Here is a 26293-nt window from a genome sequence, read left to right on the forward strand (position 1 = left end):
ACTCGCGCCGAGGCCGCTCTTGATGACCTGCACCGTGTCGCTCCTCGGACTGTGGTGTGGCTGAACGAAGCCCAGCACTACGTCGGCGACCGGGAGGGCCGGTGAGCGGATCGCCGCTGCACTCCACCGCCTGCTCACCAGCGCGGAGCGTGGCGGTCCGGCCGGTCTGCGGCCCGGCTGGCGAGCACTAACGGCCCAGCATCGCCCCGCCGTTGACGTGCAGGATCTGACCGGTGGTGTACCCGGCGGCGGGTGACGCCAGGTACTGGATCGCGGCCGCGATCTCGCTGGGCTGCCCCGGCGTGCCGGTGAGGGATTGCGCGACCCGGGCCGCGACGAAGTCCGGTGTAGCGCGGTCCCCGAAGAACTCGGTGTCGCCGACGAAGCCCGGGGCCACCGCGTTCACGGTGATGCCCTCGGCGCCGAGCCGCTGGGCGAGTTCGAAGGTGTACGCGTGAAGGGCCGCTTTGGAGCCGCCGTACGAGCCGGGGCCGCGCAGGGCTGCGATCGACGACAGGTGGACGATCCGGCCGCCGGGGCGTACGACGTGCGGCAGCAGCGCTTCGGTGAGCAGCACCGCGGTCAGTACGTTGGCGGCGAAGTTGCGCAGATAGCCGTCGGCGACGCCCTCCAGGGTGCCGTCACCGCCGGAGACGACGTTGCCCCCGGCGTTGGTGACAACGACGTCCACCGGGCCGTCCGCGGTGATGAACGCGGCGGCTCGGCGGACCTCTTCGGGCTGGGTGAGGTCCGCGGCGTGGAAGTCGGCACTGCCCTTGCCATGGTCACCGGTGATCTCATCGGCAGCGGCGCGCAAGACGTCCTCGCGCCGGCCGAGGAGGATGACCCGGTCCCCGCCGGCGGCGAAGGCGGCCGCAGTCGCTTTGCCGATGCCGGTGCCGCCGCCGGAGACCACGACGCGACGCTGCTGCTCTGCCATGATGTCCACCTTTAATGTCGTCCGTGTATGTGAATATCAATCAGGTAGTGGACCGAACGCTAGGGAGCGGACCGGCCACTGTCAACCGGGAACACCGCCCCGGGATCACCGCGGTACTCGCCCGGCGTGGAAGGGCCCGGGAGGGTGCTGGCCTTCGGGACAGTGGCGACCTGCGGGGCCGCGTGGCTCCAGGTGCGGGTGTCGACCCGCCCCAGGAGCACGGCGGAGAACTGCTCACGTCCCAGCGCGGCGCTGTAGCTCTGGGCGCCGACGAGGAGGTGGATGCGGGCTTCGCGCCCGGCGAAGAGCAGCTCCTCGTACGCGTCGACCGCCGGGAACGTCTTCGTCTCGTCTGCCTGGCGGATCTTCTCCCAGTGGCCGGCCAGCTGCCGCAGGGTGTGGCTGGCGGACTCGAACACCACGGTGAGGCGGGGCAGGTCCTCGGTGTCACCGTGCTCGTCGGCGTGGTCGATGCGGTGCGTGGACGCCGAAGGCCGCTCCGTCGACGCCGAACCCGGATGGCAGGCCGGAGCCGAGTGACTTGTACGGCGAGGGCACACACGCCAAGGTGACGCTCCCGCCTTCCGGTTCCCGGTCCACGGAGTTCCAGCTGGCGCTGTGCCTCCTGCGCCTGCTCTCGAGTCGGCTCGGTGTGCTCGTGCACGCCCCGCCGAGGATCGGCGGGGCGTTCTCGCGAGTTCTGTACTCAGTCTGATGGAATCTTCGCGACCGTCACCTGTCCATCCATTAGGCATTCGATGAGCACTGAATCGCCAAGCGGGTAGATCCAGAAGTGCGGCCCGGCGTCCAGGATGTCCTGCGCATGTCGCACGGCGACATCCGCAGGCATGGTCACAGCTGGCATCACATAATTTCCCCAGATGATGGCGACCCGCTCCCCTCGCTGCACGTACGGGGAAAGAAGTTCCGCCACCGTCCTCGCCCAATGCTCCTCGTCGTCCCACCAGAGGCGGTCTTCGTACGAAATGGATTCGAAGTCGATTACGTCGCCGGCGCCAGCCGGGAACCTGCTCAGGCTCGCTGCCGCCAGTTGCCGATTCTCGGCGTGATTCAATTTCACAACCTGACGGCCGTCATCGCCGTGGGGGTTGTTTATGAAGTTCGGAAGATATTCCGGATGGCTCGCATAGGAGCTACTTTCGGTCATACGTTCCGCCTCAGCCAAGTCGAAATACCTCCACCGGGAACCTTTTCGCCGTTCTCTGCAAGCGTCACCGGCGGGCGCCGGCTACTCAGGCACTCGAACCGGCGCACGGTCAGCTCGATGACTACGGGGAAGTGGGAACGGCGGTACTGGGTGACCCTATCCAGTCCCTCTGACCGGCGTTCGGCCGCGTGCGTTCGGCTGGTGCCGCAACCCGACCGCGTGGTGCCTCGCCCCGGCAATCCTTCCACCAGTTCCCGCTGCTGGTAGCACCAGCAGCAGTTGGTACGCCTGCAGAGCCGGAATCCAGGCATTCGACGATCCGCATCATCATCAAAGATGACGACGCGAGGCGGCAGCCATTCGGCGGGTCCTGGTCCATCACCCTCCACGACGCTCCTGTAGTTCCCCGCGCCGTGTCGTGCTCACGGCTCGACCCGAACTAGCGTGATCCCATGCGGTTGCTGCTGACCTCCGACACGCACCTCCCCCTGCGCGCCAAGGCCCTCCCCCATGCGCTGTTGACGGCACTCGATGACGCCGACGTGGTGATCCACGCGGGAGACTGGGTGGACGAGGCCACGCTCGACCTGCTCGAGTCGAGATCCCGCCGCCTCATCGCCGTGTACGGAAACAACGACGGGCCCGCCCTGCGCCGAAGACTGCCCGAGGTCGCCCGTGCGGAGCTGTCCGGTGTCCGCTTCGCCGTCGTGCACGAGACCGGCGCGGCCGCCGGACGGGAGCGTCGGTGCGCCAAGCTGTTCCCCGACACGGACGTCCTGGTGTTCGGTCACAGCCACATCCCCTGGGACACCACCGCGGACGAAGGCCTTCGCCTGCTCAACCCCGGCTCACCCACGGACCGCAGGCGGCAACCCTTCTGCACGTTCATGACCCTGCGGGTCGCCGACGGGCACCTTCACGATGTGACGCTGCACCGGCTCCCGCCCAGGCGCTGACCGCCGGCAGGAGGGCTCAAGCCGGGTACCGGCCGCGACGACATCCACGAAGCCATCCGCGGACTCACCACGTGCCTCATCACCCACCGACACGTCCAACGCCTTTGTTAGGACCTCTAAGCTGGACACTGCTTGCCTCGCGCCGGTCGGGGACTTGTGCGACCGGGACTTCGGGGAGCGGCTCGGACGGAAGGTGAGGAGGACAGGGGCGGGCCAGGGCGCCGCGCCTCTTAGGACGTATGACGCAATGGCGTGCGTTGAGTGATGCCGAGGTTGTCGAACTTGCGGCACGGTTGCGGTCGTTGGACTGCACGTGGGAGCTGGGGGCTACACCGAGCTCCAGACGGTCCACACAGTTCACCCGTCAGGCGCTGATGATCCGGCCTCGTTGGGACCTGCTCATTACCGGGTTCGAGAGGGCCGCCCGTGCCACGTCCCGCCGCAGGCAAGTGCAGGACGAGGAGATGGTCGAGCGCGTGCGTCTGCGTCTGACCGACTACGCGGCTGAATGGGCCCCGCCCCTGGACGCGTTCGCGAGGATGGCCGCCGCGCTGCACACGTCGCTGGGCGCGCCGACAGACCGCAGGCCGGGCACGGATGCTGCGCTTCACTGGGCCGGTTCCGACACCACCCTGGTCCTCGAGCACGCGGGAGACTCGGTGTACCTGGAGCTGGTGACCAACAAGCGGCTGTCCCTCGACGAGGAGCTTCTGCGGATGGACGAGGAGGGGCTGCTGTGACGGGGTGGGACGGGTTCGGGGAAGCGCTCGCCGAGCAGCTGACCTTGCTGGGCGCCGGATCGGTGCTGATCATCCGCGAGGGCGGGGGGACAGGCCGGTACGCGCAGTTCCTGCAGAGTGGCGAAGGGGTGGAGGCCGAACTGGTCGGTGATCACGGTCTCGACCCGGCGCTGCGTGCGGGAGAGGCGGGCTGCCGGCTGATCGTAGAGGCGGGCTGGCAACCGCCCCAGGACACCGTCTACGGCCACAACTGGTGGACCGAGCTGCCCTGGCCGTCTGCTTCGGACGCCTACCGCAATCTGGCGGGGATGACGGTGACCGGCCTGCGCGACGGTCTGCGGATCACCGGCCCGGAGGCCCTGGTGTACGAAGCGTGGGACGGGCGCAGGGGCAATCGCTCCCTGGTCCTGCCCTTGCTGGGCCTCAGTCCGAAGAGCTGACGAAGGGTGGCGAGCAGCGGCATGTCCGCACAGGACGCGCGAGCACAGCGGCTGGCGCGGCTTGCCGCACAGGTCGACTGGTCGAAGGTGGCTGATCCGTACACCGGTGAGCGGTACGGCCCCGAGGTGTTGGCAGGGCTCTGGGCGACCGACCGCATCACGGCCGAAGGTACCTGTACGAATCTGCGCTTCACGGCCAACGGCGACGGCAGTTCGGTGAGGGCGGCGGCCGCCGAGATGCTGCCGTTCCTCGTCGAGGCGGCCCGGGATCCGGACGTGATGGTGCGCTTCGAGATCCTGGAGACGATCGCCGACCTCGCCGGCACGGGCAACACCGCCCCGACCGCGAAGGTCGACCCGGTCCTCGAAGGCAAGTGGCGGCCCACCGTCGACGCGGCGTGGTCTGCCGCCTGGGAGCGAGCCGCCGAGGGGCTGCTGCCCCTGCTCGACGACGGCAACGACATCATCCGGGCCGGCGCGGTCGACGCACTCGCACAGTCCGCCGCCCACGCGAACTCCCTGATCACTCGCTTCCGGACGCTCTTCGACAACGAGCCGGAACTCTGGCTGGCGGGGCGCCTCGTGCTGGGCGTCGGCGAACTCGCCCGCCACGCCACCCAGCAACGCGAAGAAGCACTCGCATGGCTGCGGCACCGCATGACCGTCGGGGGGAAGGAGGAGGAACCCGACATGGACCAGGACATCGACGCGTGGATCGCGTGGGACGAGGAAATCCGCCACGACGTCCGGCTCCAAGCCGTAGAGGCCCTGTGCCGCGCCCTGCCCGACCACCCCGATCCCCTCTACGCTCCCGTGACCACCGACGCACTGCTCGCCCTCTCGACCGCAACGCCCAAGCCGCCCAGGGAGTACTTGAGCCCGCAGGTGGACGTCATCACCGAAGCCGACCGGCGGCTCGGGGCCGACCTGCCCGGACGGCTCGCCCTCGCGCACACACTGCTGGGCCACGTCGGCACCACAGAGCGCGCGGGTGGCCTCAGGATCGCCGCCGGGCTGATGTCCCGCTGGCGCTCCGCCGTACCCGCGCTCCTGCCGGCTGTGGCCGGGCTCGTGAACGATACACATCTGGAGAACCGGCTGTTCGCTCTGCGGGTTCTGGCCATGTACGGGGCCACCGCGCGCCCTTGGGCCGACCTCGTCGCCACGCATCTCACCCCGGCCGACGAACCCGACGAGCTCACACGGGAGCACGCCCTCTGGGCGCTGAGCCGGATGGGTGACGACCGCTGCGTGCCGTTCCTGATCGAACTGCTCACCGCGCACGGGGATTTCACCTCCGGCCACGCCGGTTCGATCGACCGCAGTTGGAACGTCAGCGACCTCAGCTTCACCGAGGCACTCGCCCCCTTCGCCGCACACACCGACGTCCTCCTCGACCCGCTATTGGCCCACATCAAGACGACGGCGAACCGATGGCATCCGTACTTCTCGATCGTGCGCCAGTGGCACCAGGACGGTGCCCATGTCATCCCAAGACTGGTCGAACTCCTCGATGATGACGAGACGTTGATGGTCGCCGCGCACGCCCTGCTCAAGTTGGACGGGGGTGCCGTCGCAGCCGCCCACCGCGAACGGTTACGCGAACGACTCAGCCCTGCGAACGGCCGGCGCGACAGCGACCTCGCCTGCATCAGCCCCTTCGAGTACCACACCCTCACCGGGGACGACGCCAGTCCGGCGACATAGCGAGATGGCTGAGGAAGTCCCCCTCCGAATCGCCCAGGAACCGCTTCATCGTGGACGCGGAGGGATGCATTGATACGGGTGGGGCGGAAGGATCACGATGCTCGGGGGGCTCCGGAGGATGGTGAGGACAGTGCGACCGGCCGCGTCCGCCCCTCCACAGGGACCAGAACCGTGCGAGCCTCCGCCGCCGTCGCGCGGTACGCACGATCGGCGCACCACTGACGAGCAGCGCACAGCCCAGCACCACGAACACGATCACGATGTCGGCTCGCGACCCCATCTTCACCTCGCAGGAGCGAAACGAGTTCGACTGTCGCTTACCGAACGGCAATTGTTGGGCAGTCAGGTAACCATCCACGCGCGGCATGTTCGTGCCGTCTCCGTGAACCGGTGGCGAACAGTCGAGTGCCGGGAATCCGGAGGGGGACGCTCATGCAGGAGGGTTCGACGGACGAGCGGGTCGGCGACGGAAGCGGTCGGCTTCGTGAAGCCGCCGAGGCGGGGGACGCCGAGGCGATGTTCCGGTACGGCCTTTACCTCGGTACGCACGACGACCAGGCGGGCGGTGAACGGTGGCTGCGTCTGGCGGCCGAGATGAGGCACCCCGATTTGCGACCGCCACGCTCGGGGTGCTGCTCCATGAGTGGGGGCGGCACGCCGAGGCCGAGGCGCTGCTGCGTGAGGCCGCCGGTGGTGGGCACGTGCGCGCGATGGAGATGGTCGGGTATCTCCCGAGGCTGCGCGGCGAGCACACCGAGTCCGACCGCTGGTACCGGCGTTCGGCAGAGGGAGGAAACCCGCACGCGATGGCCGTCCTCGGCGAACTGAGTCAGAAGCAGGGCGCCGAGCCCGAGGCCGAGAGCTGGTTCCGCCGGGCCGCCGAGGCGGGTGTCGCCGACGCGGCTTACGCCCTTGGGGACTTGCTGTACCGCCGGGGTGACGTCGACGAGTCTGCACGGTGGGCCCGGCGGGCGGCGGACGGGGGTTCCACCGCCGCGATGAACACCCTGGCCGCCCGGTCGCTGGAACAGGGCGACCGGGAGGCGGCGAAGTCCTGGTACCGCAAGTCGGCCAGGGCCGGCAACGACGCGGGCGCCCGTCGGCTCGCGGAAATGCTCAGCCGCGCGCGCGGCACCTGTCCGGCATCGGGGCTGAATCACCGTGCCTGCAGGTCCCTTGCGATGGGGGCGCGCTACCTTGCAAGTCAGGAACTCCCCCGTTCTCAGGAATGCGCTTTTCAGGCGCTGCGGCCCACCCGGGGTGTCTTATTTGGGAGATCCTGAGTGGGTTATTCCCTCCAGGTTTCCCATCGCATCTGGGAGGGTTCACAGTATCCGGCATCTATGGCTTGGCTATAGGAGATGTTTCCCATGTAGAAGCAGTCTGGGTAGATCGGCTGCATGGCGTACCAGCCGCCGGCCGTCAGCAGGACGAGGGCCAGTGTGGCAGCGAGGTGTCTCCATCTGAGAGGTCCCAAGAGCGGGTAAATCACAGGATGATCATACGACTCTCTGTGAGTGCCACTGTGTTGGCATCGGTTGAGGGGCGGCTCAGGTAGTCCGAGCTGGATGGGCGCCTGCCGTGCCGGTGGAGATCTCAACTCGTTGGCCGAGGTTCATGTAGTTGCTCAATGCAGCGCACCGACGGTTGTACGCAGTCGTTGAGTACGAGGAGGGCCGCCACCCCGGGGTTTCCGCTTCTCATCCACCGTGCACAGGTGGGCGCAGTTGTCGCCCATGTCTCGACCGCGCCGCCGCGAACGCCGACCTCACCCTGCTCAGGGCCTCGCCGAACCGGGCCGGCCGCGTGTACGGCCACCGCTCGACGTTGGGTACTCCCTCGCCACGTCCGCCGTCACAATGTCACGAACCTGTTCGAAGTCCGCTCCCGCTCGGTGCGATCAATCGGCAGCACCGCTCCCATGAGGCACGATCACCGGGACAATTCGAATCCCGGGGGACTTCTCATGGCTCACACCGCTCGTTCACGCCGTACCACCGCCGCACTCACCGCTCTGTCGATCGGCATCCTGGCCCTGACCGCATGCAACGGTGACGTTGACAACGACGTGGCCACCCCAGGCACGCACGCGAGCCCTTCCGCTACGGGTACGGACGAGGGCACCGACATGCCCTCGTCAGCCGAACCTGCTGACGGTGACAGCGGCAGCGGGAAGTCATCCGACAGCCCCAGCACCCCGCCGTCATCGCCGAAGCCCGGGGCCGACGACGATCAGGACGGAGGTGTCGGCATGTGCGAGACGACCGACCTCACCTACAACGTCACCGTCGCGTCCAGGCCGGTCAACCACGCCTTGCTGACCGCCAGCAACAAGGGCAGCGACTCCTGTCTGCTGTCGCCGAACGAGCTGGTAATCACGATTCCGGGGCTCGACGGGGCCGCCGGGCACATGGGACCCGCCGGCAAGGACTGGATTCTGAAGCCCGGCGAGAGCGCGTACGCCGGGATCATGTTCTCGCGCGCCGACACCGCGGGGGGCAAGAGCGCCGACAAGGTGGAGGTGGCACTCGCCGCTTCCGAGAGCCCGGTGACCGTTCCGGTCAACGATGGCCCCGTCACGGTCAACGACAGCCAGGTCACCAGCTTCTTCGGTACCGCCGAGGACGCGCTGACCTACTGAGCTCCGGCTCGACCTGCTCCCTCTGCCGGACGGCGCGCCTGGCCGCACGCCAAGGCGTCGTCGCCGAGCAGAGCAGCGGCGCGGGCTTCCTCGGCCGCCGCAAGAAAGGCCCTGGATCCCGACCAGCCCCAGGCAGCCACGTTCGGCTTCGCCCTGCGCCCTGACGCATGGGGCCTCGGCTACGGCACCGAGACCTTCCGCCTCCTGCTCAGCTGCGCATTCCAGGACCTCTCACTGCACCGGGTGTGGGGAGCACGGGCCCCGCTCAATCAGGCCTCTGCACTAACCATGGCCCGTGCAGGCTTCAGCGAAAAGGGCCCATCCGCGAGTACATCCACCAGTCCGGACAGTATCGGGACTCTGTCACCCACTCGATCCTCGACCACGAATGGAAAAGCCTCTCTCTGAACCCGCCTGGCCCGACCACGGCCTCACCTGTCCGGTCCGGGAGCACCCGGGTATTGGTCGGTGAGTATCGCGTCAGCCAGGGCGAGCAGCCGCCGGAGTCCAGCGGTCGGCGGGCGCTGGCCCGACGTGGTCCTCAGTGAGGCGGAGCGGCGTCTGTCCGTACCGCTGGCAGGCACCGTACGGTGCGAGGACGTCAGTGTGTCCTTCTCTGGCCGTCTCCCGGCGCCATCCCCCGAGGGCCCGGGCGACGACGAAGCCCCCGGCTGGTGCGCACCAGCGCGGCCGGGGGCTTCTCCACGCCCCGGACGACCGCAGGCGCATGCTGGCCCTACGTCGCCCACCCGCTGAAGAGGAGGTCTCCGGCTGAGCTCCCAGCCCTGGCAGACTGCACCGCATGAGCCCCGTGACGCCCGCCCGCGCCCTCCTGTTGGTCACCAGCGGCATAACCTGCCTGGCCACCGCGGCGGGCGCGCTGGTGGGTCTCATCCTCGACGGCACGCTCGCCGCCCTCATCCTGGGGCTCAGCATCGGGGCCGGAACTGCCCTCGGCTCGTTCTTCGTACGGCGGCGCGCCACGGCCGCCTACGAGCGTGCCCGGACAGCAGTGATGGCGCGCGGCTACGCCGAAGGCATTGCCCAGTACGTCCTGCTGATCGTCTCCAACTACGAGGCCGCGGTCTTCCCCCGCACCGGGCCCCATGGCGTCACCCCTGAGGAACGCGCTGCGCGCCGCCGCGACGCCTACAAGATCGCCGCCGAGGAGGAAGTACCCCACCGGGTGCGCGAGGCCGCCGCCGACGTCCTGGCTGCCCTGGACGGCGGCGACCATGAACGCTCCGTCGCCGCTCAGACCGCGCTCATCATCGCCGTGGATGAACACACCAAGCAGCGCATGCCGTTGCCCCCGGGACGGTAGGCGCCGCCCGCATGCATGTTCACCTCCTCGCTCCGCCGCTCTCCCGCGGCGGTCACCGGCGGCCCCGCGCGCGAGCAGGACGGAGTCCCCCCACCGTGGCTACTCGACACCGCACCGGCCCCACAGACGCCGTGCGCCAGGCCGTCTTCCTCCGCGATGATGAACGCTGCGCCCGATGCGACAGCACCCAGGCAGACCACTCGCCAACACCCGCGTTTCACCGTTCGCAGGACTCCGCCTGCCGGAGTACTCGTCGAAATGCCCAACCAGGTACGGATGAACATGCTCAGATGCTCGGGCGCCAAGCCGTGGGCCTTCTCTGCGAAAGGTCTCGGGCGCGCTCGTAGTGCGATCCGGAGACAGGGATGATCACCCCATGATGCGAGGTGCCTCGACGACGTTCCCTTGACCGCGATCTTCCCTCTCCTGGAACCTGCGGATGTGGACTCCATGAATCAGGCGGCCAGCGCGGTCGACGCGGCTCGTGCAGGTAGACACAGGGCGGATTGGGAGTGGGCCCTGGAACATGCGGCCTTCCCGGGCACACAGTCGGGGATGCCGATCATCCGGTATTCACCACCGTCCAAGCACTGAGGCCCCAAGCCCGGGCAAACTCGCAGTTGTGGTCACGGGCAGGCGGGTGCACACGCCCAAAGTTCGGTGGGTTCGGTCAGGAGACCGTGCTGGTCTGGTGGGTGCCGAGAGACCGATCGCGTGCAGGCGTGCACCGCACAGGGCGCAGTTCCAACCCCGGATCTGATCGAAGGTCAGATGGAGATGGTTCAGCCGTGGGTCTGGTGCCGCCGCGAGGCGCGGGCCCAGGACGGTCTCCAGGGCCTCGCGCAGGGCGGGGGTGCTGGTGAGCGGCTGCTGCGCGGGAATGAGCCAGTCCAGTCCCGGCGGTGTCTGCTTGCCCTGGGGCGGCATGACCACGTGATCGGTCTCCCCCAGCGTCGTGCACTGGGGCAGGTCGGACCAGGCCCCGGTGGTGCCGGGCGATACGAGGAAGTACATGCTGCGGGCCGAGGGATCCATGATGACGGGACCGACGGCGCTGCCGAGAAGCTCGGTGACCTGCAGGCCCACGAACCGCGTCACCCGAACTGCATCCAAGTCCTTGCCGGCCGGGGCGAGGCGAGCACCGGACACGGCTGTGTCCGATGGCGCGGTACCGGCGTTCAAGCGATCCCCTTGTCCACGGTCTGAGTGTGGGGACCGTACGACCGCACCGGTACAGGAACCCGGGGTGAGAGCCCGGGTCGGTTCCCAGTCCGGCGATCTCAGAAGCTGCTCGTACCGATCTTGAGCGTTGTTGATTGAACAGGTTTCCTGAGCCGGTCGACGACAAGGCGACGACGATCGGCGCGATGAGCGCAGGCACCGCCAGGCGGCGGTTCGTAGGGAACTCGACCTGCTCCCGGTCGCGCTTGCGGTTCACCTCCGCGACAGCGCTCTGCAACGACCGCAGGCGCACCTCGTCCGTCCGGCGGTCGGCAGCTTAGGACTCCTTGGTGACCATCTCAGCAAGCCGGTCAGCGAAAGCGAGCGAAGTCGGAGCGGAGGCCGTCGTGCATCTGCTCCATGTCGGCCCCGCGACACAGGTTCATTCTGGCTCGTCGGCGGCCACAACCTCCAGACGTCTCGTGCCGTGGGGTGCTGAGGCACGCTCCAGCGCCGCCCACCACGGAGGTAGGCGGCGCTGGAGGGGAACCGGATGGGGCTATCGCTGTTCGCAATGAAGATTGTTCGGTGCTGTGCCGTAGCAGTCGATTGTTGTGGCGGAGTCGAACTTGATGTAGTCGTTCGCCGAGTGCCGCCGCCCGTCGCCTGCGTAATAGTACGAGTCGTACTGGAAGGTCATGACATCGGCATCTTTGAAGAGCCAGCCGCAGGCCGACACCGAGTTCGATCCTGGCGGAACATCGCACGTTCTGCAGCGCCCATAGGGCGCGCATGAACCGCCGCCGTTCGCGTCCAAGGCTGCGGCTACAAGGGTGGTGCCGGAGTAGTTGTACACCTTGCCGCAGATCACGCCCAGGACCGGGTCGCATTCGGCAGCTACCGCACTTGGAGCGTTAATCCCAAGCCCGGCTACCGCCAGCGCCAGGATCAGGAGAAATCGTATGGATCTCGGGCGCTTTCGTGTCGTGCTTTGCGTCACTGGTGACCTCCGGTGGTCGGGGGAGCCGAGCATGCCTGTTCTCTACGGCAGACACGGAATGTCGGGCTAGGCCATGAGGGCGGGTCCTGGGGGCACTACCTCTGTCGCACTGCTCGTTCGTCAATCACCACGTCCTCGGCAACGCGATCACCACGAGAGAGGCTGGCCCGTAGAATTGGCCCTAGAAAAACCAGCAGTTGTTGTACGTTGCCGACCGCCACAGCAGCATGTCGCGGGTGATCGGGCCGTAGACGCCGTCGATGTCCGCAGGAACGTTGGTGTGGTAGTCCTGTGCCTCGGTCAGCGCCTTCTTGGTGTTGGGCCCGAAATCGCCGTCTTCTGCGAGTGGCCAATAACTTTGGTTGGATCCGTAGGCGTTGTAAAAGCACTTGTTCAGGGCTTTCTGAAGTTCCAGCACTGCCGCGCCTGAGTTGCCTTGCGTGAGCGCACATGTGGTGGATCCGGTCGCCGAGTACGCCGGCACTCGGATGAGCCCCTTGTTATAGCCCTCCACGGACTTGACGGTGTTGCATGTCGGGGTGGCTGCCGCGGCCGAGGTGGCCGAGGAGAGCGTGATCACACCGCCACCGCCCACCACCATGAGGGCCGCGAGCAGCGCATTCACAGGCTTGCGCACAGGGAACTCCTTGTTGGGATTTGGGAGGACTGCCCTCATAGGCCGCTGACACTGCGGCGGCTGGATTGTGTTCGCGGTGCGGCACAATCTTGTCAGCTGCGATCGGCGGCAGCGATCATGTGTAGCCATACGTGAAAGACGCACGTCAAACGGGGGGAACCGCATGCTCCGCATCCATTTCACCGATGTCGATCTTGCGCGTACGCGTGTTGCAGCCGCGGCGGATCCCTTCTGGGAGATTGCCTCCAGCCTGCATCGCTTCCAGACCCGCCGTGGCCGCTGGGCCTATGCCGAATGGCACCGCACCGCCCGGAGCCGCCTCCGCGAGCAGGGACTGGACAAGGCCCTGCGCGGCATTCTGGTGCCGCTCTTTCCGCGGGCGGCGTATTTCCCTGATTTCCTCACTCCTGTTGCGGGGTGCGGCGGGTGGGATGCCGGCGCGGATGCGATCATGTCGACGCCTGCCCCCCAAGTCCTCCAGGAAGTGCAAGCACTGGGTCAGGCGAGTGGCGCTCCCGCGTGGACGCCACGCCTCACTGAGACCGAAACCCGTGCAGAGCTGGTGCAGGTGATGCAGGCCTATTACAACGCCGTCATCGCGCCCCATTTCGATCGCGTCCAGGCAAGCCTGGAAGCCGACCGGTGTCTGCGGGTCCGTGCCCTGCTCACCGGCGGCATCGACGGACTTCTCCGCAGCCTGCGCCCGGCCATGCGCTGGGAGCCGCCGGTGCTGCACGTGGACGCGTACGGCGGCGACCGGGATCTGCACCTGGCAGGCCGCGGGCTGCTGCTCGTGCCCTCGTATTTCTGCTGGGGCTTGCCCGTTCCCATCGCCGACCCCGCGTTGCCGCCGGTCGTCGTCTATTCGGTTCTTGACGGGGTGCCAAGCTGTGAACAGCCCTTGGAGCCGACCGCAGTCTCGGCGCTGGCCGGAGTCGTCGGACGCAGCCGCGCCGCGATCCTCCGTGCCGCCGCAGCAGGGGCGACCACGGGTGAACTCGCCCGAGCTGTGGGAATCTCCGCTTCGGCGGCGACACAGCACACCTCCGCGCTGCGCGACGCCGGACTGATCAACAGTCGGCGGGCGGCCAACACGGTGCTGCACACCCTCACCCCGCTCGGTGCCGCGCTCGTCCAGGCCAATCCCCCCGCCCGAGCGAGGTAACAGACGTACGGCGGAGCGTTCCCAGCCGCGGATCCGGTCGGCCACGGCAGGAAGTGCCGCCGCTGGCCACCCAGACGGGCCACCCATGCCCCGGGACATCGGAGCGGAGGGAGCCGTTGCTGACCGAGCGGTGTCGGTCCTTCCACACCGTGATCACCGGCTCGGACAACGACCCTTACTCGTTCGGCAAGTCCCCCGGGTAGGCCTTGCGTTCGCTCACCCCGCCACCCCAACAGACCATCTGCTACGGACCCGCGGGTTCCGCCCGCATGTACACCATCAGGCGATGACAGGAACAATCAAAGACTCACGAACCGCCCTCTGAGGCCTCTGATCCGGTCACAGAACTAGCCGGCGTAGGGGTTGCCACCGAGCCAGGTAGTGCCGTCGATCAGTTCGCGCGCCGCATCCAAGTGGCCGCTGTGGCAAGCGACTTCGGCGAGCACGTGGATCAGGACGTGCCGCACGTCAGGCAGCCGCCAGGTCGGCCAGATCTCCACGGGCCAGGCGGCGGGCTCCTGTTCGGGCGCGGCGACGGCGAGCACGGCGTCCGCGCGCGCGATGGCCACCCGGTAGTCGGCGAAGACTTCGTCGGCGTTCATACCCTTGGGTACGTACCAGTGCGCCTCCGCGCCCGCCGTGAGCTGTCCGGCCACATCCGGCTCACCCGCAATCACCCCAGGGAACCAGAAGCGTTCGACATCCAGGGTGAGGTGGCGCACCAATGCCAGGCAGTTCCAGCCGCTGGGCAGCACCGGCCGCCGCAAATCCTCGTCCGAGAGCCCTTCGAGGATCCCGAGGACGTGCGCGCGCTGGCGGTCCAGGGAGCCCTTGAGGGCTCCGAGTTCGGCGTTCACCAGGCGGCACACAGTTCGGCGAGGCGTTCCAAGGTGCTCGCCATTTGCGTCTGCCACCACGCGCGCCCGCTGTCCACTTCCGCGCGTTTGTCCTCCGGCATGCGCGAACCGTCGAAGATCTCGGTCACGACCGTCGCCCCGGTCCCGGCCGGGAGCAGGTCGAAGATCCACCGGTGGCCCCACGCGGCCCCGGGCGCGGTGGCGTCCGGGTGCCCGCGACCGGGCCTCGGCTCCCAGCCGATGCAGCGGTCCGGCTCGTACTCGACGACGTGGTTGTTCATCTCGTAGTCGCCGTAACGCTCGTAGTGCATCCGCATCACGAAGACGTCCCCGATGCCCGAAACCACGGCGCCGGAGGCGCCACCGCGCAGCATCCCCGAGCCGTCGAGGTCCGAATGCCGTCCGGGGTCGGCCAGGATCCGGAAAATGTCCCCCGCAGGGGCCCCGATGCGCCGGGACACCACCACCACGGGCTCGCCTGTGGTACTCGTCATGCGCGCGCCTCCGTCAACCGCAGAGCATGAACTGACTTCCGGCCTGGACGCTACACCGGGCGTATGACAACGCCTGGCCGAGCACGTACGAGCCCCGCCCTACGCGGACTCGCACCGAACCTGTTCCGTCGCCAGCACCACATGCCGTCGGGTGGGCGGCCGGCTTCTCCAGCAGTACCCGCGCCATCGTGCGGCCCACCTCCTCCGTCGGCTGCCGCAGGCTGGTCAGCGGCGGGTTGGTGTGCCGCGCGATCGCCGAGTCCTCGAAGCCGATCAGCGCCACGTCGTCCGGCCCCCGCCGACCGCCTCCCACAGCGCCAGAAGCGCACCGGACGTGATATCCCCCGGACAAGCCACAAAAGCCACTCTCGCCGACCACGGCCGCCGCCATCTCGCCTCCGAGAGGGACTGCCCCGCCACACCGGCAAACCTTCCCGGTCAAAGCACTAGGAAGACTCGGCGCGGCGGGCCTCCATGTCACGCGCTCCCACTCGACAACAGCCTCTTCCGGATCGAAGTTGACGGAGGAGAGCGATGCGAATGCGCCTCCTCCTCCGCAGGGCACACCGGCCTCAGCTTCTTGAAGCCGTAGGGTCTGCCTTCGGCCACAGTGTGCAAGGCCGGGGGGAGATACGGACTGGTCAAAGGTGGGTTGCTGTGAACGTTGGGGTGCAGCGCGGTGCGATCGCCGTCGTGCAAGTGCTCGGTCTCGCTGTGTGGTTCTCCATGTCAGCGGTGGTGCCGAGCCTGCGGAACGATTGGGGGCTCACGGCCGGCGGCGCGGTATGGCTGACGGCCTCCGTGCAGGTCGGCTTCGTCGCCGGGGCGGTGACCTCGTCTGCCCTGAACCTGGCTGACCGCCTCCCGCCCCAGGGCCTGCTCGCGGCCAGTGCCGCGGCCGCCGCCGGATGCACTCTGATGCTGGCCCTGTTCGCCGACCGGCTGGCCGTCGCCGTTCCGCTGCGATTGATGACCGGGGTCTTCCTGGCCGGGGTATACCCCACCGGCATGAAGCTCATGGCCTCATGGGCCGGCAGCGCCGGGCGGGGCAGGACCATGGGCGTTCTCATCGCAGCCTTGACGCTTGGCTCCACGCTTCCCCATCTCATCGCCGGGCTGGGATCGCTGCCCTGGCGCGGTGTCCTGCTCACCGCGGCAGCAGCCGGACTTGGGGGCTCCGCCATCGCACTGCTCTTCCTCCGGCCCGGCCCCTACGCAGCGCCGGGCGCCCCCGCCCGCAACCCCCGCTACGCACTGAGCATGTTCACCGAACGCGGGCCGCGGCTGGCCAACCTCGGCTACTTCGGGCACATGTGGGAGCTCTACGCCCTGTGGACCTGGATCCCGTTCTTCCTGTTGGCGACCGGCGCCAGGAGAGATCTCCCGGGCTCGGCAGAGATCACGGTCTTCCTCACCATGGGAATCGGCGGGGCAGTCGGCTGTCTAATCGGCGGCTGGGGCGCAGACCGGTTCGGCCGCGCTCCCGCCGCCCTGACGGCGCTCCTTGTCAGCGGCATGTGCTGCCTGGTCTCCCCGTACTTCTTCCACGCACCGCCGCTCCTCCTGTTCGGATTCTGCACGCTGTGGGGCGCTGCCGTGATCGCGGATTCAGGGGTGTTCTCGACAGCCCTGAGCGAGGTCGCCGACCAGCGATACATCGGGACAGCCCTGACCGGCCAGACCGCGATCGGGTTCGCCCTCACCGTCATCAGCATCCAGCTCACCCCACTCCTGGCCGAAGCCGTCGGCTGGCGTTACGCCTTCCTCCTCCTGGCTCCCGGCCCTCTTGCCGGCGCCCTCGCCATGCGCGCCTTCGGAAAAGGTGTTACCTCCGCTCCCTCCGTGCAAGGCACCTCCTGACGGTGGACGGCCACGTGCCGCACGGGCTCGGTCGACGACCGCGTGCCGGCCTCACAAGAGAATCCGGGCGAAGCTCGTGAGGAGATACGCGCCACCGTGCGTCAGTCGGGGTCGCAGCCCTCGGACCACGGTTCGCCGATCGGGGGCGGGCCGCTGATGTGGGCCTGGCCGTCGGCGGTGAACGTCTCGAAGCGGCTGCCGCGACCGGTCGACTCCACCCGGGTGGCTGCACACACCGCTTTTCGCGTCGGCGTTCTCCGTTCTTCGTCCCCATCTCTTGGATCCGTGCGGCGGCGCGTGGACGGCGTCCGGGTCGGATTGGGCCAGGCGTACAGCGTGCGCGTCGCAGTCATCGACTGAGCCGGTGCGGCCCCCAGCGGTGAACGACGTGGCAATCACCTCGAACGAATCGTTCAGCGGCAACATCATTACGCCCCTGGCCGGCCACTTGCCTCCGTACGGCAAGGCGGAGGAGACACCGGACGTGCAACCGTTCGAGATCGGCAAGAGTCTAGGGATCGAAGGGCCGTTCTCCCAGAAGAAACTGTCCGTTTGCCCGCATCCCAACAGAGGTTCTCCCCATGCCGATACCCCCACACAACCGTCGTGTCTCCCGTGCCGCTGTCGCTGCCATCGGCGCTGCCGGCCTGATTGCGCTGACCTCGGCCCCCGCCGCCTTCGGCGATGAAACCGCACCCGAAATGGTCATTGGAGGCATCGAGCCGATCGACGGGGTGGAACCGGGGAGCACCTTCGACCTGCCGGTCACCGTGGCGAACAAGGGCACCGGGGCATCGGAGAAGGTGTGGGTCTCCTACTCCGTCACCCGGGGACTCGACTTCGCGGAGGTTCCCTCCAACTGCCGAGCACAGCAGGTCCCGTCCTACGACGAGATGCCCGAGAGGTGGATCGCGGTGTGCGCGTTCGACCAGGGGCTGGAGCCTGGCGTCGTCTACACGCCCGAGAAGCCTCTCCGTGTAAAAGCACTGGACCGCGCGCTCAACGACGAGCTGCGCGTGAGTGTCGGGGACGCTGATCCCGGGGCGGACGAGAACGGCACTCCGCCGGTGGCGGGAACCGCACCGGCGGTGAAACTGGTCGAGGGACAGGCCGGGGGCGAGGGGTCCGCCCCGTTCGTCGATGTGCCCGTCACCTCCGTCAACACGGCCGACTACCAAGTCAAGGGTGCCGCGTTGAAGGGGAGCGTCGGTGACACGGTGACGATGAAGGTGGCCTTCTCCAACGCCGGGCCCGCCTGGGTTCTGACCAGGGAGGGTGACCGGCTCGTCACGGTCGTGGTCACGCCTCCCGAGGGAACGTCAGTCGTCAAGCCCCACGGGTTCTGCGAGGCCAAGGGTGAGGCGTACGTCTGCGGCACAAGCCAGCGGTCGGTCAACGAGGGCGGCGGAGAGACCTACACCTTCAAACTGAAGATCGACAAGCGGGTGGCGGACGCCAAGGGCTCGGTGGCGCTGAGCACCGAAGCGCGGCCGTTCGATACCGACAAGGCCAACGACAAGGCGGACATCACGCTGGACGTCCCGGGTGGGGGGTCGAGCGGCTCGACGGGCAGCTCGACCGATGGCTCGGGCGGCTCGGCCGGCGGTTCGTCGTCGACCGGCGACGACGATGCGACGACGAACGGCGGCAGCCTGGCAGAGACCGGCTCCTCAACGTGGCCGATCACGGGCGCGGCTGCCGCGGCGGTGGCCACGGGTGCGGGCACGCTCCTCATCGTGCGCCGCCACCGGGCCAGAGCCTGAGCTGACGACCGTCCGACGCGGCCGTCCAGGGGTGTCGGCGAATTCGACTGGTCCCGTGCGTGCGTTTGGTCAACGTGTATGTGTCGGTGGTGTCTGCTGATCACTCTGCGCCGTTGTGACCGGGCGCGTAGGGCGGGATTGTCCAGCGCATCGTTGCCTGGCCTGTAGGGCCAGGCTGGAGGGTCACGGGATAGACCTGTCCGAAGCGTCGCTCGCCGCGGTGTCTCATCGAGTGGTCGCCGCTGTCCCAGTTGATCCCCAGAACTGGGCAGCCAGCGACCTCGATGGGGCCGATCTGAAGCGGGTGGGTCCAACTAGCGCGGTTGAAGCGGTGGAAGTCGGTGTGCTCATCGACCGCAGTCATGACGCCCCGGCCCTGTTCGTCGCCTTTCCAGTCGCTGAGGGCGTCGCCGAGCCTCTTGGCGGCATCGAGCGGGAGGTCAAGCCACCCTCGCACTTGACTGCCGTGTCGCATCATCAGTTCTCCGCCGAACTGAAGATGGGCGGCTTCCGCGTAGCCTCCCCAGTAGGCGACATCGGCAAGGCCGTCGGTTGATGGGTGGCCGTCGCCGGTCCAGGAGTCCAGGGCAAGCGCGTCACCCAGCACCATGCCGCAACGGTCGACCGGTAGGTCGCCGAGGATGATCGGCTCGTCCCCTGCGGGGCCGGCCCATGGCAGACCGAGATCGATCTCAAGGACTGCGATGGTTGGTCTTCCGTCGAAGGGCGACACTGCCGTGCTGGCCCGCACCATCAACGGCCTGTCATCGGCGGCGCGAACTGCGGCCATCTCACACATCCAGTCGTGGACGTGTCCGCCGCCAATCGTCGATACCGCGGAACTTGCGCGCTCGGACAGCGGTCGGCCCAGCTGCGGCCAGTAGTCGATCCACGATGCCATCCCCAACACGAGGACTCCCGACGGCGCCGTCACGACTCCCAGGTCAACGTCAGTCTCAGCCATCCGGCGATTGAACCTTCCTTCTGTTCTCAGAATCAAGGTCCGGCCGGGTCAGCGCCTGTGGTCACCATGGGCATACCGGCTCCAGGTGCTTCCAGGCTCGGAGACCACACACGGTGATGCCGACGATGTTCTCTCACTCAGGGACCGAAAAGCCCAGCTCGCGCAGTCGGGGCAAGCACGCTGCGAGGCACTGCTCCACCGACGCGGCATCGGTTCGCACAAGGACGTCCTGACGCAACGGGGCCCCAGTGGCGACGAGGAGACAAGGCCCACCACTCAAGCGTCGCGGGGCCCTCGTAGCTGTCCATATCCGAAGTAGTACGAGCGAGCGGACGGTCGTGTGCCAGCGATGCAGAGCCTGAGGCCACATGGTCGCGTTGCGAGCTCTTAGCGTGTTCTTGGTCTACGGCGGTCTGTGACTGAGTCGTTAACTGCTTTTGGTCGAAGGGGCGTTGATGCGAGTGAAGGTCGAGCACCTCCTCGCCTTGGCCGGTTTGGCCATTGCCCTGATCTGCCACCGGCGCCTCAGCCGATCAGGACATCCTCTTAGTGTTGCGCACTGATCGCTGCACCACTTCGAAAGCGATACGATACGTCTCGTCTAGTCTTGGTCCCGTCTTGGAGGAGCACCATGGAACGCTTCATCGACGCAGCACCCGGTGTACGTCTGTGGACGGAGGACCGGGGTGCCACCGACGCGTCTCCGATGCTGCTGATCATGGGAGCGCAAGCACCCGGCCTGGGCTGGCCGGACGAACTGGTGGACATGCTCACCTCCCGCCATCGCGTGATCCGCTACGACCACCGCGACACCGGTCGCTCCACTTGGTCGTTCGACCAACGGCCCTACCCCCTCAGCCAACTTGCGGACGATGCCCTCACGGTGCTGGACGGCCTCAACGTCGAACGCGCCCACGTAGTGGGCATGTCACTGGGCGGCATGCTCGCCCAACTCCTCATCGCCGACCATCCCGACCGGTTGCTCAGCGCGACGCTGATCGGCACGAGCGCACTCAGCACCGTCCCGTACATCCAGCCGGACGGAACCCGGATCCCGCCTGAGGAACTCCCTGGCATCGCACCCCGCCTGCTTGAGATGTGGTCCCGTCCCGTTGTGGACCTCGGCCTGGAAGCGGAGTTGGAACGGCGGGTCGAGCACTGGCGGATCCTGGGCGGCGATGAGCTTCCCTTCGACGCCGAATACGCCCGCGCCCTGGAGCGAAAGGTCATCGAGCACACCGGGCACTACGCCACCAGCACTGCGCATGCCCGCGCCGACGCGTCCAACCTGGACCGCACCGAGCAACTGGCCCTGGCCACAGTGCCCACCCTCGTGATCTCTGCTCCCGCCGAACCGGTCTCCCCGCCACCCCATCCCCACCACCTCGCCCAGGCGATTCAAGGCGCACGCATCATCGAGATCCCCGGCATGGGGCACGCAGTCCCACCCGAGGTGCACACGCCGCTCGTCGCCGCGATCCTGGACCACACCACCAGACACTGATGCGCAACCGGGCCAGAAAGTGGCCGGGACCACGGCTCCCCGATCCAACTGAGGCGACTTCTCAGCTTGTTCTTTGTCTTCGGGCTCGGGTCGATGTCGAGAGAGCTCGGATGCCTGGGTGGTCGATAAGGGCTTGCTGCGTTGTTCGGCGTTCGGAAGACTTCCGCTCTGCTTACGACTGCGGGTGACGTGACGCTTGAACACCCTTCGGGGACGGAACACGCGAAGGCCTTCTCAGGCTGCCCGCGATGCCATCACGGACGACCTGCATCTCCTGTTCCCTCTTCTCCCCGACCGCGATCCCAGGGTCCGCTCCGCAACCGCCTTCGTCCTCGCGGCGGCGACCAGCGAGATTCCGCCGTCTCCTCAGTCCTGCACCGCAGGCTGGCGGTGGACGACGATCCGGTGGTCCGTGTGAGCTTGATCCTGGCCATCGCCCAGCTCGCCCGCGAACACCAGGACGACAACGCTCCGGCGTGGGCCCGGGAGCTGTGGTCGAATCCCGGCCGATCGCCTGAGATCCGCGTCGGCGCCGGCCTCGCCTGGCTGTGCCTGGTCGACGACCCCGTACCCGACGAGCTCCGAGCCCTCTTGACCGACCCGCGTCCCGACCGGTGCAGCGACCTGTTCCAGCGGGTGCTGTGGCTCGAACCGGTCGACGCCGACAGCGGGCTGCGCCGCTGCATCCAGGACATGCTCACGCCGGATGTTCCCTGCCAACGTCATGGTCCTCCGCCCTGTCCTGGCGGGATGGTCAGGAGTTCTGTTGGAGTCGCTCCGCAGCCTGAGCAGGGGTGTCGTAGTAGCCGGGCCGTGCCAGCAGGACCGAGCTGAAGTAGTAGCCCTGTTCTTCCTCCGGCTCGTCGTCGGCTGCGAACGGACGCCAGAAGCTCAACAGCAAGTGCGGGGCGATGAATGAAGCATCGTCGTCAGGATCTTCCTCGATCGAGGTGAACTCGCCGACGCGCCGGACAACCTCGCGGGCCGGAAGCGCGAACACGTCCACACCCTGGAACAAGACTCGGTCCGTCTGGGACGACGGCCTTCCCAGCTCGGTGGCTTCAAGCATGTCGCGCACGCAGTGGACGCTGATCATCAGCCCACTGGGACGGAAGATGTGCTGCCCCGGCCGATCAGAGTCCGAGGCCGCAGAGAGATCGCGGAGCGATTCCAGCGCCGCATTGGCCGCGTGTCGAGGCATTCCGATCCGCAACGGGCCAACGCCGGTCGGTGGGGCAAGGTCGAAGTCCATACCGGCATGATCCCAAACGGATCTGTCAACTAAAGGCTGTCCCGTATGCCGAGGGCTGATGTCTCGCGGCATGCTGGCGCTCGTTGTTGACCTTGTTCGGATGTGGGGGCGTTCGTGGTTGAGCTGCGGTGTGAGGTGGTCCGCTGGGTGGACGACGAGCCATGGCCCGGGGTGGTCGAGGTTCAGTTCACGGACGCGCTGGGCGACGCTGGTCGCTGGTCGCTGGTCGACAAGGCCCCGGTTTCGCAGCGATGGTTGAACTCGGCGCGGACTTAGTCTATCCGGTGGAGGTCACCGTTTCCTGCATGATCACCGAAGCCTCCAGCTTGCCGCAGGACAACGAGGTCGTCACCGTCTCCACCTCACCGCACGGTGTCAGCACGCCGGACGGACGCGAGGAGTTCACAGTGTGGTCGGACCAGCTCATCCGCTGAGGGCGAGGTTGTGGAGCCGCGCGGCGCCGAGCATCGCGTGGTGCACGCCCTCTCCGCGTAGGCGGCAGTCGCGCAGGATCTTCCAGTTCTTCATCCGGGAGAAGACGTGCTCGAACCGGGCGCGGGCCCTGCGGTGGACAGCGTTGTCGGCCTCCTGCTCGGGAGGTGTGCGACGACGAGCGCGGCGGCCTCCCGGGGTGTGGCCACCTCGCCGAGGAGTTCGGCACAGTGGGCGGCGTACACCAAATAGGCCTCTTGCCCGCTGGCTATGCGGGGAAGATCGTTGCGCCAGGGGAAGTCTGTGTTCCGGTGGAAGTTCAGGCAGCCGTGGCTCGGGACGGGGAACATCTGGCGCAGACGCGGCTCTGCGGACGCGGCTTCGATCACCTCGGGATCCCGTGGGGGGGGGCTGGCGCTCCGCAACATCACCAGGTGCGAGCGTGCTGCATACGGACGGCATCGCACCGACACTGGCTGGAGGTCACCCGGTCCACAAACGTGACAGCGCCATACGTACGCTTGCGCCATATCCACACGTGCAAGCGGGGGTTGAATCGTGAAGACACGTCATGTCCGTGCGATCGCTGTTCTCGGCATCGTCCTGATCACGCTGACCGGCGCGCGCGGCTCGCGCGGTGGCGGCTGCGACAACGATCACAGCTCAGGTTCCAGCAGTTCCAGCGGCGGCGGCCATTACGACGACGACACGGGCGGCAGTTCCGTCTCCGGCGGCGAAGACACCGTGGAAAGCCCCACCGCCGGGTCCGCGACCGGCCCCGTCGACGCCATGACGGACGTCGAGTTCAAGTACTGCTCCATCGACTCGGCGGCCGCAAAACTGCAGGGGCATCTGTACATCACCAACTCGGCCACGACAGACCAGACTTACGACATCACGGTGCAGTTCGACGGCGACAGCTCAAGTGTGGCACCGGTCGTCAGGACGATCGACGATGTATCGGTCGCCGCCTTCAACAACTACACCATGGATGTGGAAGCCCCCTACGTCGGTTCCGGCAAGGAGAACGACATGAGGGACTGCAAGGTCATCAGCGCGACCCGCACCACAAACGTCTCCTAGGCCGGGTATCGAAAGTGGATCAAGGTGGTGAGTGCTCGGCTGTGGTTCGGAGTCAGGCTCACTAGCCCGGTGCCGAACCGAGGAGGCGGGCCAGTTGACTGCTGTGGTGCTCGTTCACGGTCTGTATCACCGCCCCGACCACTTCGCCGCGGTGGCGGATCGGTTGCGGGCTGCCGGAACCGAGGTTGTCGTTCCCGAGCTCCACCGGGGCTCGTTGCCCGCTGACACAGCCGCCGTCCAGGCCGTCATCGATGCTCTGCCGGAGCCCCCGATTGTGCTCGGTCACTCCTACGGAGGCTCAGTGATCACAGGGGTGCATGGGGCGGCGCACCTGGTCTATTTGGCGGCCTTCGTGCTGGATGACGGCGAGAGCGCGGCTGCTCTGGGCGGTACGTCCCCGCAGCTCCAGGAGGCGATCACCCCTGAGCTTGACGGGTCGACCAGCCTGCACCCGGACCAGGCCCTCGACGTCCTCTTCAGCGACTGTCCCGAACCCTTCGCGGCCAGGGCGGTTGGCCTACTGCGCGCGCAATCCCCCGGCTGCGGACGAGGAGTCCCGGAGCGTCACAGTTGGAAGCACATTCCCTCCACCTACGTCGTCTGTGCACAGGACCGGGCCATCGACCCGAGTCGATCAACGAAGGATGGCCTCGCGCTGCACAGAGGTTCGCGAGTGGCAGACGGGCCACTCCCCGTTCGTGGGACAGCCCGAGCTCATCGTGAGACTCCTGCGGGAACTACTCGCCGCCTAGACCTCGCCGCGACGAAAGGAATGAAGAAGTCATAACCACTCGTTTATGGCTGCCATGAGGACGGTCGCCTCGTATCGGACCGCGAGCTTGTCGTATCTGTTGGCGACGGCACGGTATCTCTTGATGCGGTCGATCCCGCAGTCGACCGCGTGTCGCTCGCGGTAGTCCACCGGGTCGAAGCGGGGTGGTCGGCCACCGCGGAGCCCCGCCTGTGCGGTTAAGCGCCTGGTCGGCTTGTCGGGGATGGTGCAGCGATCCCGCGGCGGCGTAGGCAGCCGCGGTTCGTGCCGGAGGCGGGATGTCCAGTCCGGGACCGGACGGCCATCATGACGGCCCCACGGCCACCGGGCCCACGCCCGCTACCGCGCGATCCGGACCCTTCCGCGCCGGCGCGGAATCCGGGCGGTGATCCCGCGGCCGGCTGACCAGGCCGCGAACCGCAAGCGGCTCGGCCGGCTCGGCGGCCGTCCGTCGGCCTTCGACCGCGACGCCTGCAAACAGCGCAACACGGTCGAACACTGCATCAACAAGCTCAAGCAGTGGCGCGGTCTGGCCACCCGATACGACAAGACCGCCACCACCTACCTCGGCGGACTCCACCTCGCCGCCATCTTCATCTGGTCAGCAAGATGATCCGGAACAGTCGTCGAACCACACAGCGAAGCGCACGTTGTCGTCACCGTGCTGTGCCGCGAGTGCCTTCATTGCTTCCCAGACGGGTTGTCACTCGCCGCTTTCGGTGACGGCTTCTGTGCCTTCTCTGCGGCAGAGGGTGACCGATCTGTAGAGCGTGTCCCCGAAGAGCCACTCACTTCCCTCGGGCCACTCCCGGGCTTCGCCTTCTGCCGAGCGTAGTAAGCGCGTGCGCGGTTGCGGTCGCCGCAGTCCTTCGTGTTGCACCAGCGACGGTTTCGCCGCGGGGACGTGTCGAGATAGACCCATCCGCACTTGGCGTCTTCGCATTGGTGGAGGCGGTCGAGGTCGTCGCGCTGGGTAAGAGCCACAAGCCCGCGGACGATGCGATTACGGGGCAAGCAGAGGTTGGTGTCCCGGTCTTGCCATTGCCAGCGGTCGCCTGCGTGGACCAGGTCGGCTGTGGCGATCGCCGCCCGGTACATGCTCGCGAGGTCTGCGGCGGCTTCGGGGTCGTCGTCGAAGAGGGTCCCGTAAGCCTTCTCTCGCGCTTCGATGACCTGTTCCCGTTCCCGCTCGGCCCCGGCGCCGTCCCGGCCGGCGAGGTCATGCATGGCCGCGGCCTCACGCGTGCTGATCAGGTCGGATTCGACGCACCACTCGACGACGTCGGAGTAGGTCTTCAGGGACTCAACGCGTTCGGGCCCGCCGAGCCGCCAGGCAACGGTGTTCACCAAGTCGAGCATGTGGTCACCCGCGATGTGGCCGAACCTCACGACCAGCTCCTCTCGCCGGCAAGGGCGCTCACGCCTGTGAGGCG

29 protein-coding genes and 3 pseudogenes are annotated in these 26293 nt (G+C 67.6%); 16 read left to right on the forward strand and 16 right to left on the reverse strand.

Translation table 11 applies throughout. The features are described 5' to 3' along the window. Positions 1-187: 187 nt before the first annotated feature. The 3 genes from OG257_RS00340 to OG257_RS00350 all read right to left on the reverse strand — a co-directional run bounded on the left by OG257_RS00340 (position 188) and on the right by OG257_RS00350 (position 2108). A complete protein-coding gene (locus OG257_RS00340) occupies positions 188-940 on the reverse strand; it encodes an SDR family NAD(P)-dependent oxidoreductase (protein ID WP_329203910.1) in 753 nt (250 codons plus the stop codon). Between the two features lie 59 nt (positions 941-999). Further along, a complete protein-coding gene (locus OG257_RS00345; RefSeq protein ID WP_329203912.1) occupies positions 1000-1500 on the reverse strand; it encodes a hypothetical protein in 501 nt (166 codons plus the stop codon). A gap of 146 nt (positions 1501-1646) precedes the next feature. Beyond that, positions 1647-2108, reverse strand: coding sequence for a hypothetical protein (locus tag OG257_RS00350; protein WP_329203914.1), 462 nt, complete (start codon positions 2106-2108; stop codon positions 1647-1649). 452 nt (positions 2109-2560) lie between these two features. Here OG257_RS00350 and OG257_RS00355 point away from each other — a divergent pair, with 452 nt between their 5' ends. The 8 genes from OG257_RS00355 (at position 2561) to OG257_RS00390 (ending at position 9916) form a co-directional block, all read left to right on the forward strand. Continuing rightward, positions 2561-3064: a metallophosphoesterase family protein gene (locus OG257_RS00355; protein ID WP_329203916.1), complete on the forward strand. Its 504-nt coding sequence runs from the start codon at positions 2561-2563 to the stop codon at positions 3062-3064. Positions 3065-3438: 374 nt separating this feature from the next. Then, complete coding sequence (locus OG257_RS00360; RefSeq protein ID WP_329203917.1) at positions 3439-3804, forward strand: DUF6301 family protein; 366 nt, start codon at positions 3439-3441, stop codon at positions 3802-3804. After that, on the forward strand, positions 3801-4244 hold the full coding sequence (locus OG257_RS00365) for a TY-Chap domain-containing protein (protein WP_329203919.1): 444 nt from the start codon (positions 3801-3803) through the stop codon (positions 4242-4244). The genes OG257_RS00360 and OG257_RS00365 overlap by 4 nt, the downstream gene beginning before the upstream one ends. Before the next feature lie 21 nt (positions 4245-4265). Beyond that, positions 4266-5951, forward strand: a complete 1686-nt coding sequence (locus tag OG257_RS00370) for a HEAT repeat domain-containing protein (RefSeq protein WP_329203921.1) — start codon at positions 4266-4268, stop codon at positions 5949-5951. A gap of 629 nt (positions 5952-6580) precedes the next feature. Next, the gene (locus tag OG257_RS00375; protein ID WP_329203923.1) at positions 6581-7234 is read left to right on the forward strand and encodes a tetratricopeptide repeat protein; all 654 of its coding nucleotides are present in this window, start codon (positions 6581-6583) and stop codon (positions 7232-7234) included. Positions 7235-7917: 683 nt separating this feature from the next. Beyond that, entirely contained in the window at positions 7918-8592 is a 675-nt protein-coding gene (locus OG257_RS00380; RefSeq protein ID WP_329203925.1) for a DUF4232 domain-containing protein, read from the forward strand. Positions 8593-8745: 153 nt separating this feature from the next. Further along, entirely contained in the window at positions 8746-9000 is a 255-nt protein-coding gene (locus OG257_RS00385) for a GNAT family N-acetyltransferase (RefSeq protein WP_329214840.1), read from the forward strand. Between the two features lie 394 nt (positions 9001-9394). Beyond that, positions 9395-9916 (forward strand): hypothetical protein, encoded by a 522-nt coding sequence (locus tag OG257_RS00390; RefSeq protein ID WP_329203927.1) that lies wholly within the window; start codon positions 9395-9397, stop codon positions 9914-9916. A 573-nt stretch (positions 9917-10489) separates the two neighbouring features. On the opposite strand, the gene OG257_RS00395 is transcribed toward OG257_RS00390, so the two are convergent. From OG257_RS00395 to OG257_RS00405, 3 genes are all read right to left on the reverse strand, one after another. Further along, positions 10490-11098, reverse strand: coding sequence for a hypothetical protein (locus tag OG257_RS00395; RefSeq protein WP_329203929.1), 609 nt, complete (start codon positions 11096-11098; stop codon positions 10490-10492). A gap of 538 nt (positions 11099-11636) precedes the next feature. Further along, positions 11637-12077: a hypothetical protein gene (locus OG257_RS00400; protein WP_329203931.1), complete on the reverse strand. Its 441-nt coding sequence runs from the start codon at positions 12075-12077 to the stop codon at positions 11637-11639. Positions 12078-12258: 181 nt separating this feature from the next. Beyond that, the gene (locus OG257_RS00405) at positions 12259-12714 is read right to left on the reverse strand and encodes a peptidoglycan-binding domain-containing protein (protein ID WP_329203933.1); all 456 of its coding nucleotides are present in this window, start codon (positions 12712-12714) and stop codon (positions 12259-12261) included. Between the two features lie 163 nt (positions 12715-12877). Here OG257_RS00405 and OG257_RS00410 point away from each other — a divergent pair, with 163 nt between their 5' ends. Further along, positions 12878-13879, forward strand: a complete 1002-nt coding sequence (locus OG257_RS00410; RefSeq protein ID WP_329203935.1) for a helix-turn-helix domain-containing protein — start codon at positions 12878-12880, stop codon at positions 13877-13879. Positions 13880-14226: 347 nt separating this feature from the next. On the opposite strand, the gene OG257_RS00415 is transcribed toward OG257_RS00410, so the two are convergent. Genes OG257_RS00415 through OG257_RS00425 form a run of 3 tightly spaced genes read right to left on the reverse strand, consistent with a single transcriptional unit; the run spans position 14227 to position 15621 of the window. Then, the gene (locus OG257_RS00415; RefSeq protein WP_329203937.1) at positions 14227-14736 is read right to left on the reverse strand and encodes a DinB family protein; all 510 of its coding nucleotides are present in this window, start codon (positions 14734-14736) and stop codon (positions 14227-14229) included. Next, a complete protein-coding gene (locus OG257_RS00420; protein WP_329203939.1) occupies positions 14733-15230 on the reverse strand; it encodes a hypothetical protein in 498 nt (165 codons plus the stop codon). The genes OG257_RS00415 and OG257_RS00420 overlap by 4 nt, the downstream gene beginning before the upstream one ends. 13 nt (positions 15231-15243) lie before the next feature. Beyond that, positions 15244-15621 carry a substrate-binding domain-containing protein gene (locus tag OG257_RS00425; RefSeq protein WP_443054211.1) on the reverse strand — a complete coding sequence of 126 codons (378 nt, stop codon included), beginning with the start codon at positions 15619-15621 and terminating at the stop codon, positions 15244-15246. 266 nt (positions 15622-15887) lie between these two features. On the opposite strand from OG257_RS00425, the gene OG257_RS00430 reads away from it, so the two are divergent. Beyond that, entirely contained in the window at positions 15888-17090 is a 1203-nt protein-coding gene (locus tag OG257_RS00430; RefSeq protein WP_329203941.1) for an MFS transporter, read from the forward strand. A 101-nt stretch (positions 17091-17191) separates the two neighbouring features. Here OG257_RS00430 and OG257_RS00435 read toward each other — a convergent pair whose 3' ends face one another. Further along, positions 17192-17326, reverse strand: a complete 135-nt coding sequence (locus tag OG257_RS00435; RefSeq protein ID WP_329203943.1) for a hypothetical protein — start codon at positions 17324-17326, stop codon at positions 17192-17194. A 345-nt stretch (positions 17327-17671) separates the two neighbouring features. Between OG257_RS00435 and OG257_RS00440 the strand changes: the two genes are divergently transcribed. After that, positions 17672-18853, forward strand: a complete 1182-nt coding sequence (locus OG257_RS00440) for a hypothetical protein (RefSeq protein ID WP_329203945.1) — start codon at positions 17672-17674, stop codon at positions 18851-18853. Positions 18854-18953: 100 nt separating this feature from the next. On the opposite strand, the gene OG257_RS00445 is transcribed toward OG257_RS00440, so the two are convergent. Next, a complete protein-coding gene (locus tag OG257_RS00445; RefSeq protein WP_329203947.1) occupies positions 18954-19817 on the reverse strand; it encodes a hypothetical protein in 864 nt (287 codons plus the stop codon). 631 nt (positions 19818-20448) lie between these two features. On the opposite strand from OG257_RS00445, the gene OG257_RS00450 reads away from it, so the two are divergent. Then, positions 20449-21321, forward strand: coding sequence for an alpha/beta fold hydrolase (locus OG257_RS00450; protein ID WP_329203949.1), 873 nt, complete (start codon positions 20449-20451; stop codon positions 21319-21321). Between the two features lie 366 nt (positions 21322-21687). Here OG257_RS00450 and OG257_RS00455 read toward each other — a convergent pair whose 3' ends face one another. Next, positions 21688-22047 carry a hypothetical protein gene (locus OG257_RS00455; protein ID WP_329203951.1) on the reverse strand — a complete coding sequence of 120 codons (360 nt, stop codon included), beginning with the start codon at positions 22045-22047 and terminating at the stop codon, positions 21688-21690. Between the two features lie 28 nt (positions 22048-22075). Continuing rightward, positions 22076-22573, reverse strand: coding sequence for a hypothetical protein (locus OG257_RS00460; protein WP_329203953.1), 498 nt, complete (start codon positions 22571-22573; stop codon positions 22076-22078). Between the two features lie 305 nt (positions 22574-22878). On the opposite strand from OG257_RS00460, the gene OG257_RS00465 reads away from it, so the two are divergent. Continuing rightward, positions 22879-23007, forward strand: a complete 129-nt coding sequence (locus tag OG257_RS00465) for a hypothetical protein (protein WP_329203955.1) — start codon at positions 22879-22881, stop codon at positions 23005-23007. Here OG257_RS00465 and OG257_RS37180 read toward each other — a convergent pair. Together OG257_RS37180 and OG257_RS00475 are read right to left on the reverse strand one after the other, a co-directional pair. After that, a complete protein-coding gene (locus OG257_RS37180; RefSeq protein WP_443054542.1) occupies positions 22997-23332 on the reverse strand; it encodes a transposase family protein in 336 nt (111 codons plus the stop codon). The two genes, OG257_RS00465 and OG257_RS37180, sit on opposite strands and share 11 nt — an antisense overlap. Next, positions 23224-23535: pseudogene (locus OG257_RS00475) on the reverse strand (DUF6193 family natural product biosynthesis protein); the annotation flags it as partial. The pseudogene OG257_RS00475 and the gene OG257_RS37180, both read right to left, overlap by 109 nt. A 28-nt stretch (positions 23536-23563) precedes the next feature. On the opposite strand from OG257_RS00475, the gene OG257_RS00480 reads away from it, so the two are divergent. The 3 genes and pseudogenes from OG257_RS00480 to OG257_RS00490 form a co-directional block, all read left to right on the forward strand. Beyond that, positions 23564-24088, forward strand: coding sequence for a hypothetical protein (locus OG257_RS00480; RefSeq protein WP_329203957.1), 525 nt, complete (start codon positions 23564-23566; stop codon positions 24086-24088). A gap of 94 nt (positions 24089-24182) precedes the next feature. Continuing rightward, positions 24183-24840, forward strand: a pseudogene (locus OG257_RS00485) (alpha/beta fold hydrolase). A gap of 330 nt (positions 24841-25170) precedes the next feature. Beyond that, positions 25171-25473, forward strand: a pseudogene (locus OG257_RS00490) (transposase); the annotation flags it as partial. Between the two features lie 68 nt (positions 25474-25541). Here OG257_RS00490 and OG257_RS00495 read toward each other — a convergent pair. Beyond that, positions 25542-26249, reverse strand: a complete 708-nt coding sequence (locus OG257_RS00495) for a CGNR zinc finger domain-containing protein (protein ID WP_329203959.1) — start codon at positions 26247-26249, stop codon at positions 25542-25544. Positions 26250-26293: the final 44 nt, after the last annotated feature.

It is taken from the genome of Streptomyces sp. NBC_00683 (assembly GCF_036226745.1).
GTDB lineage: Bacteria > Actinomycetota > Actinomycetes > Streptomycetales > Streptomycetaceae > Streptomyces.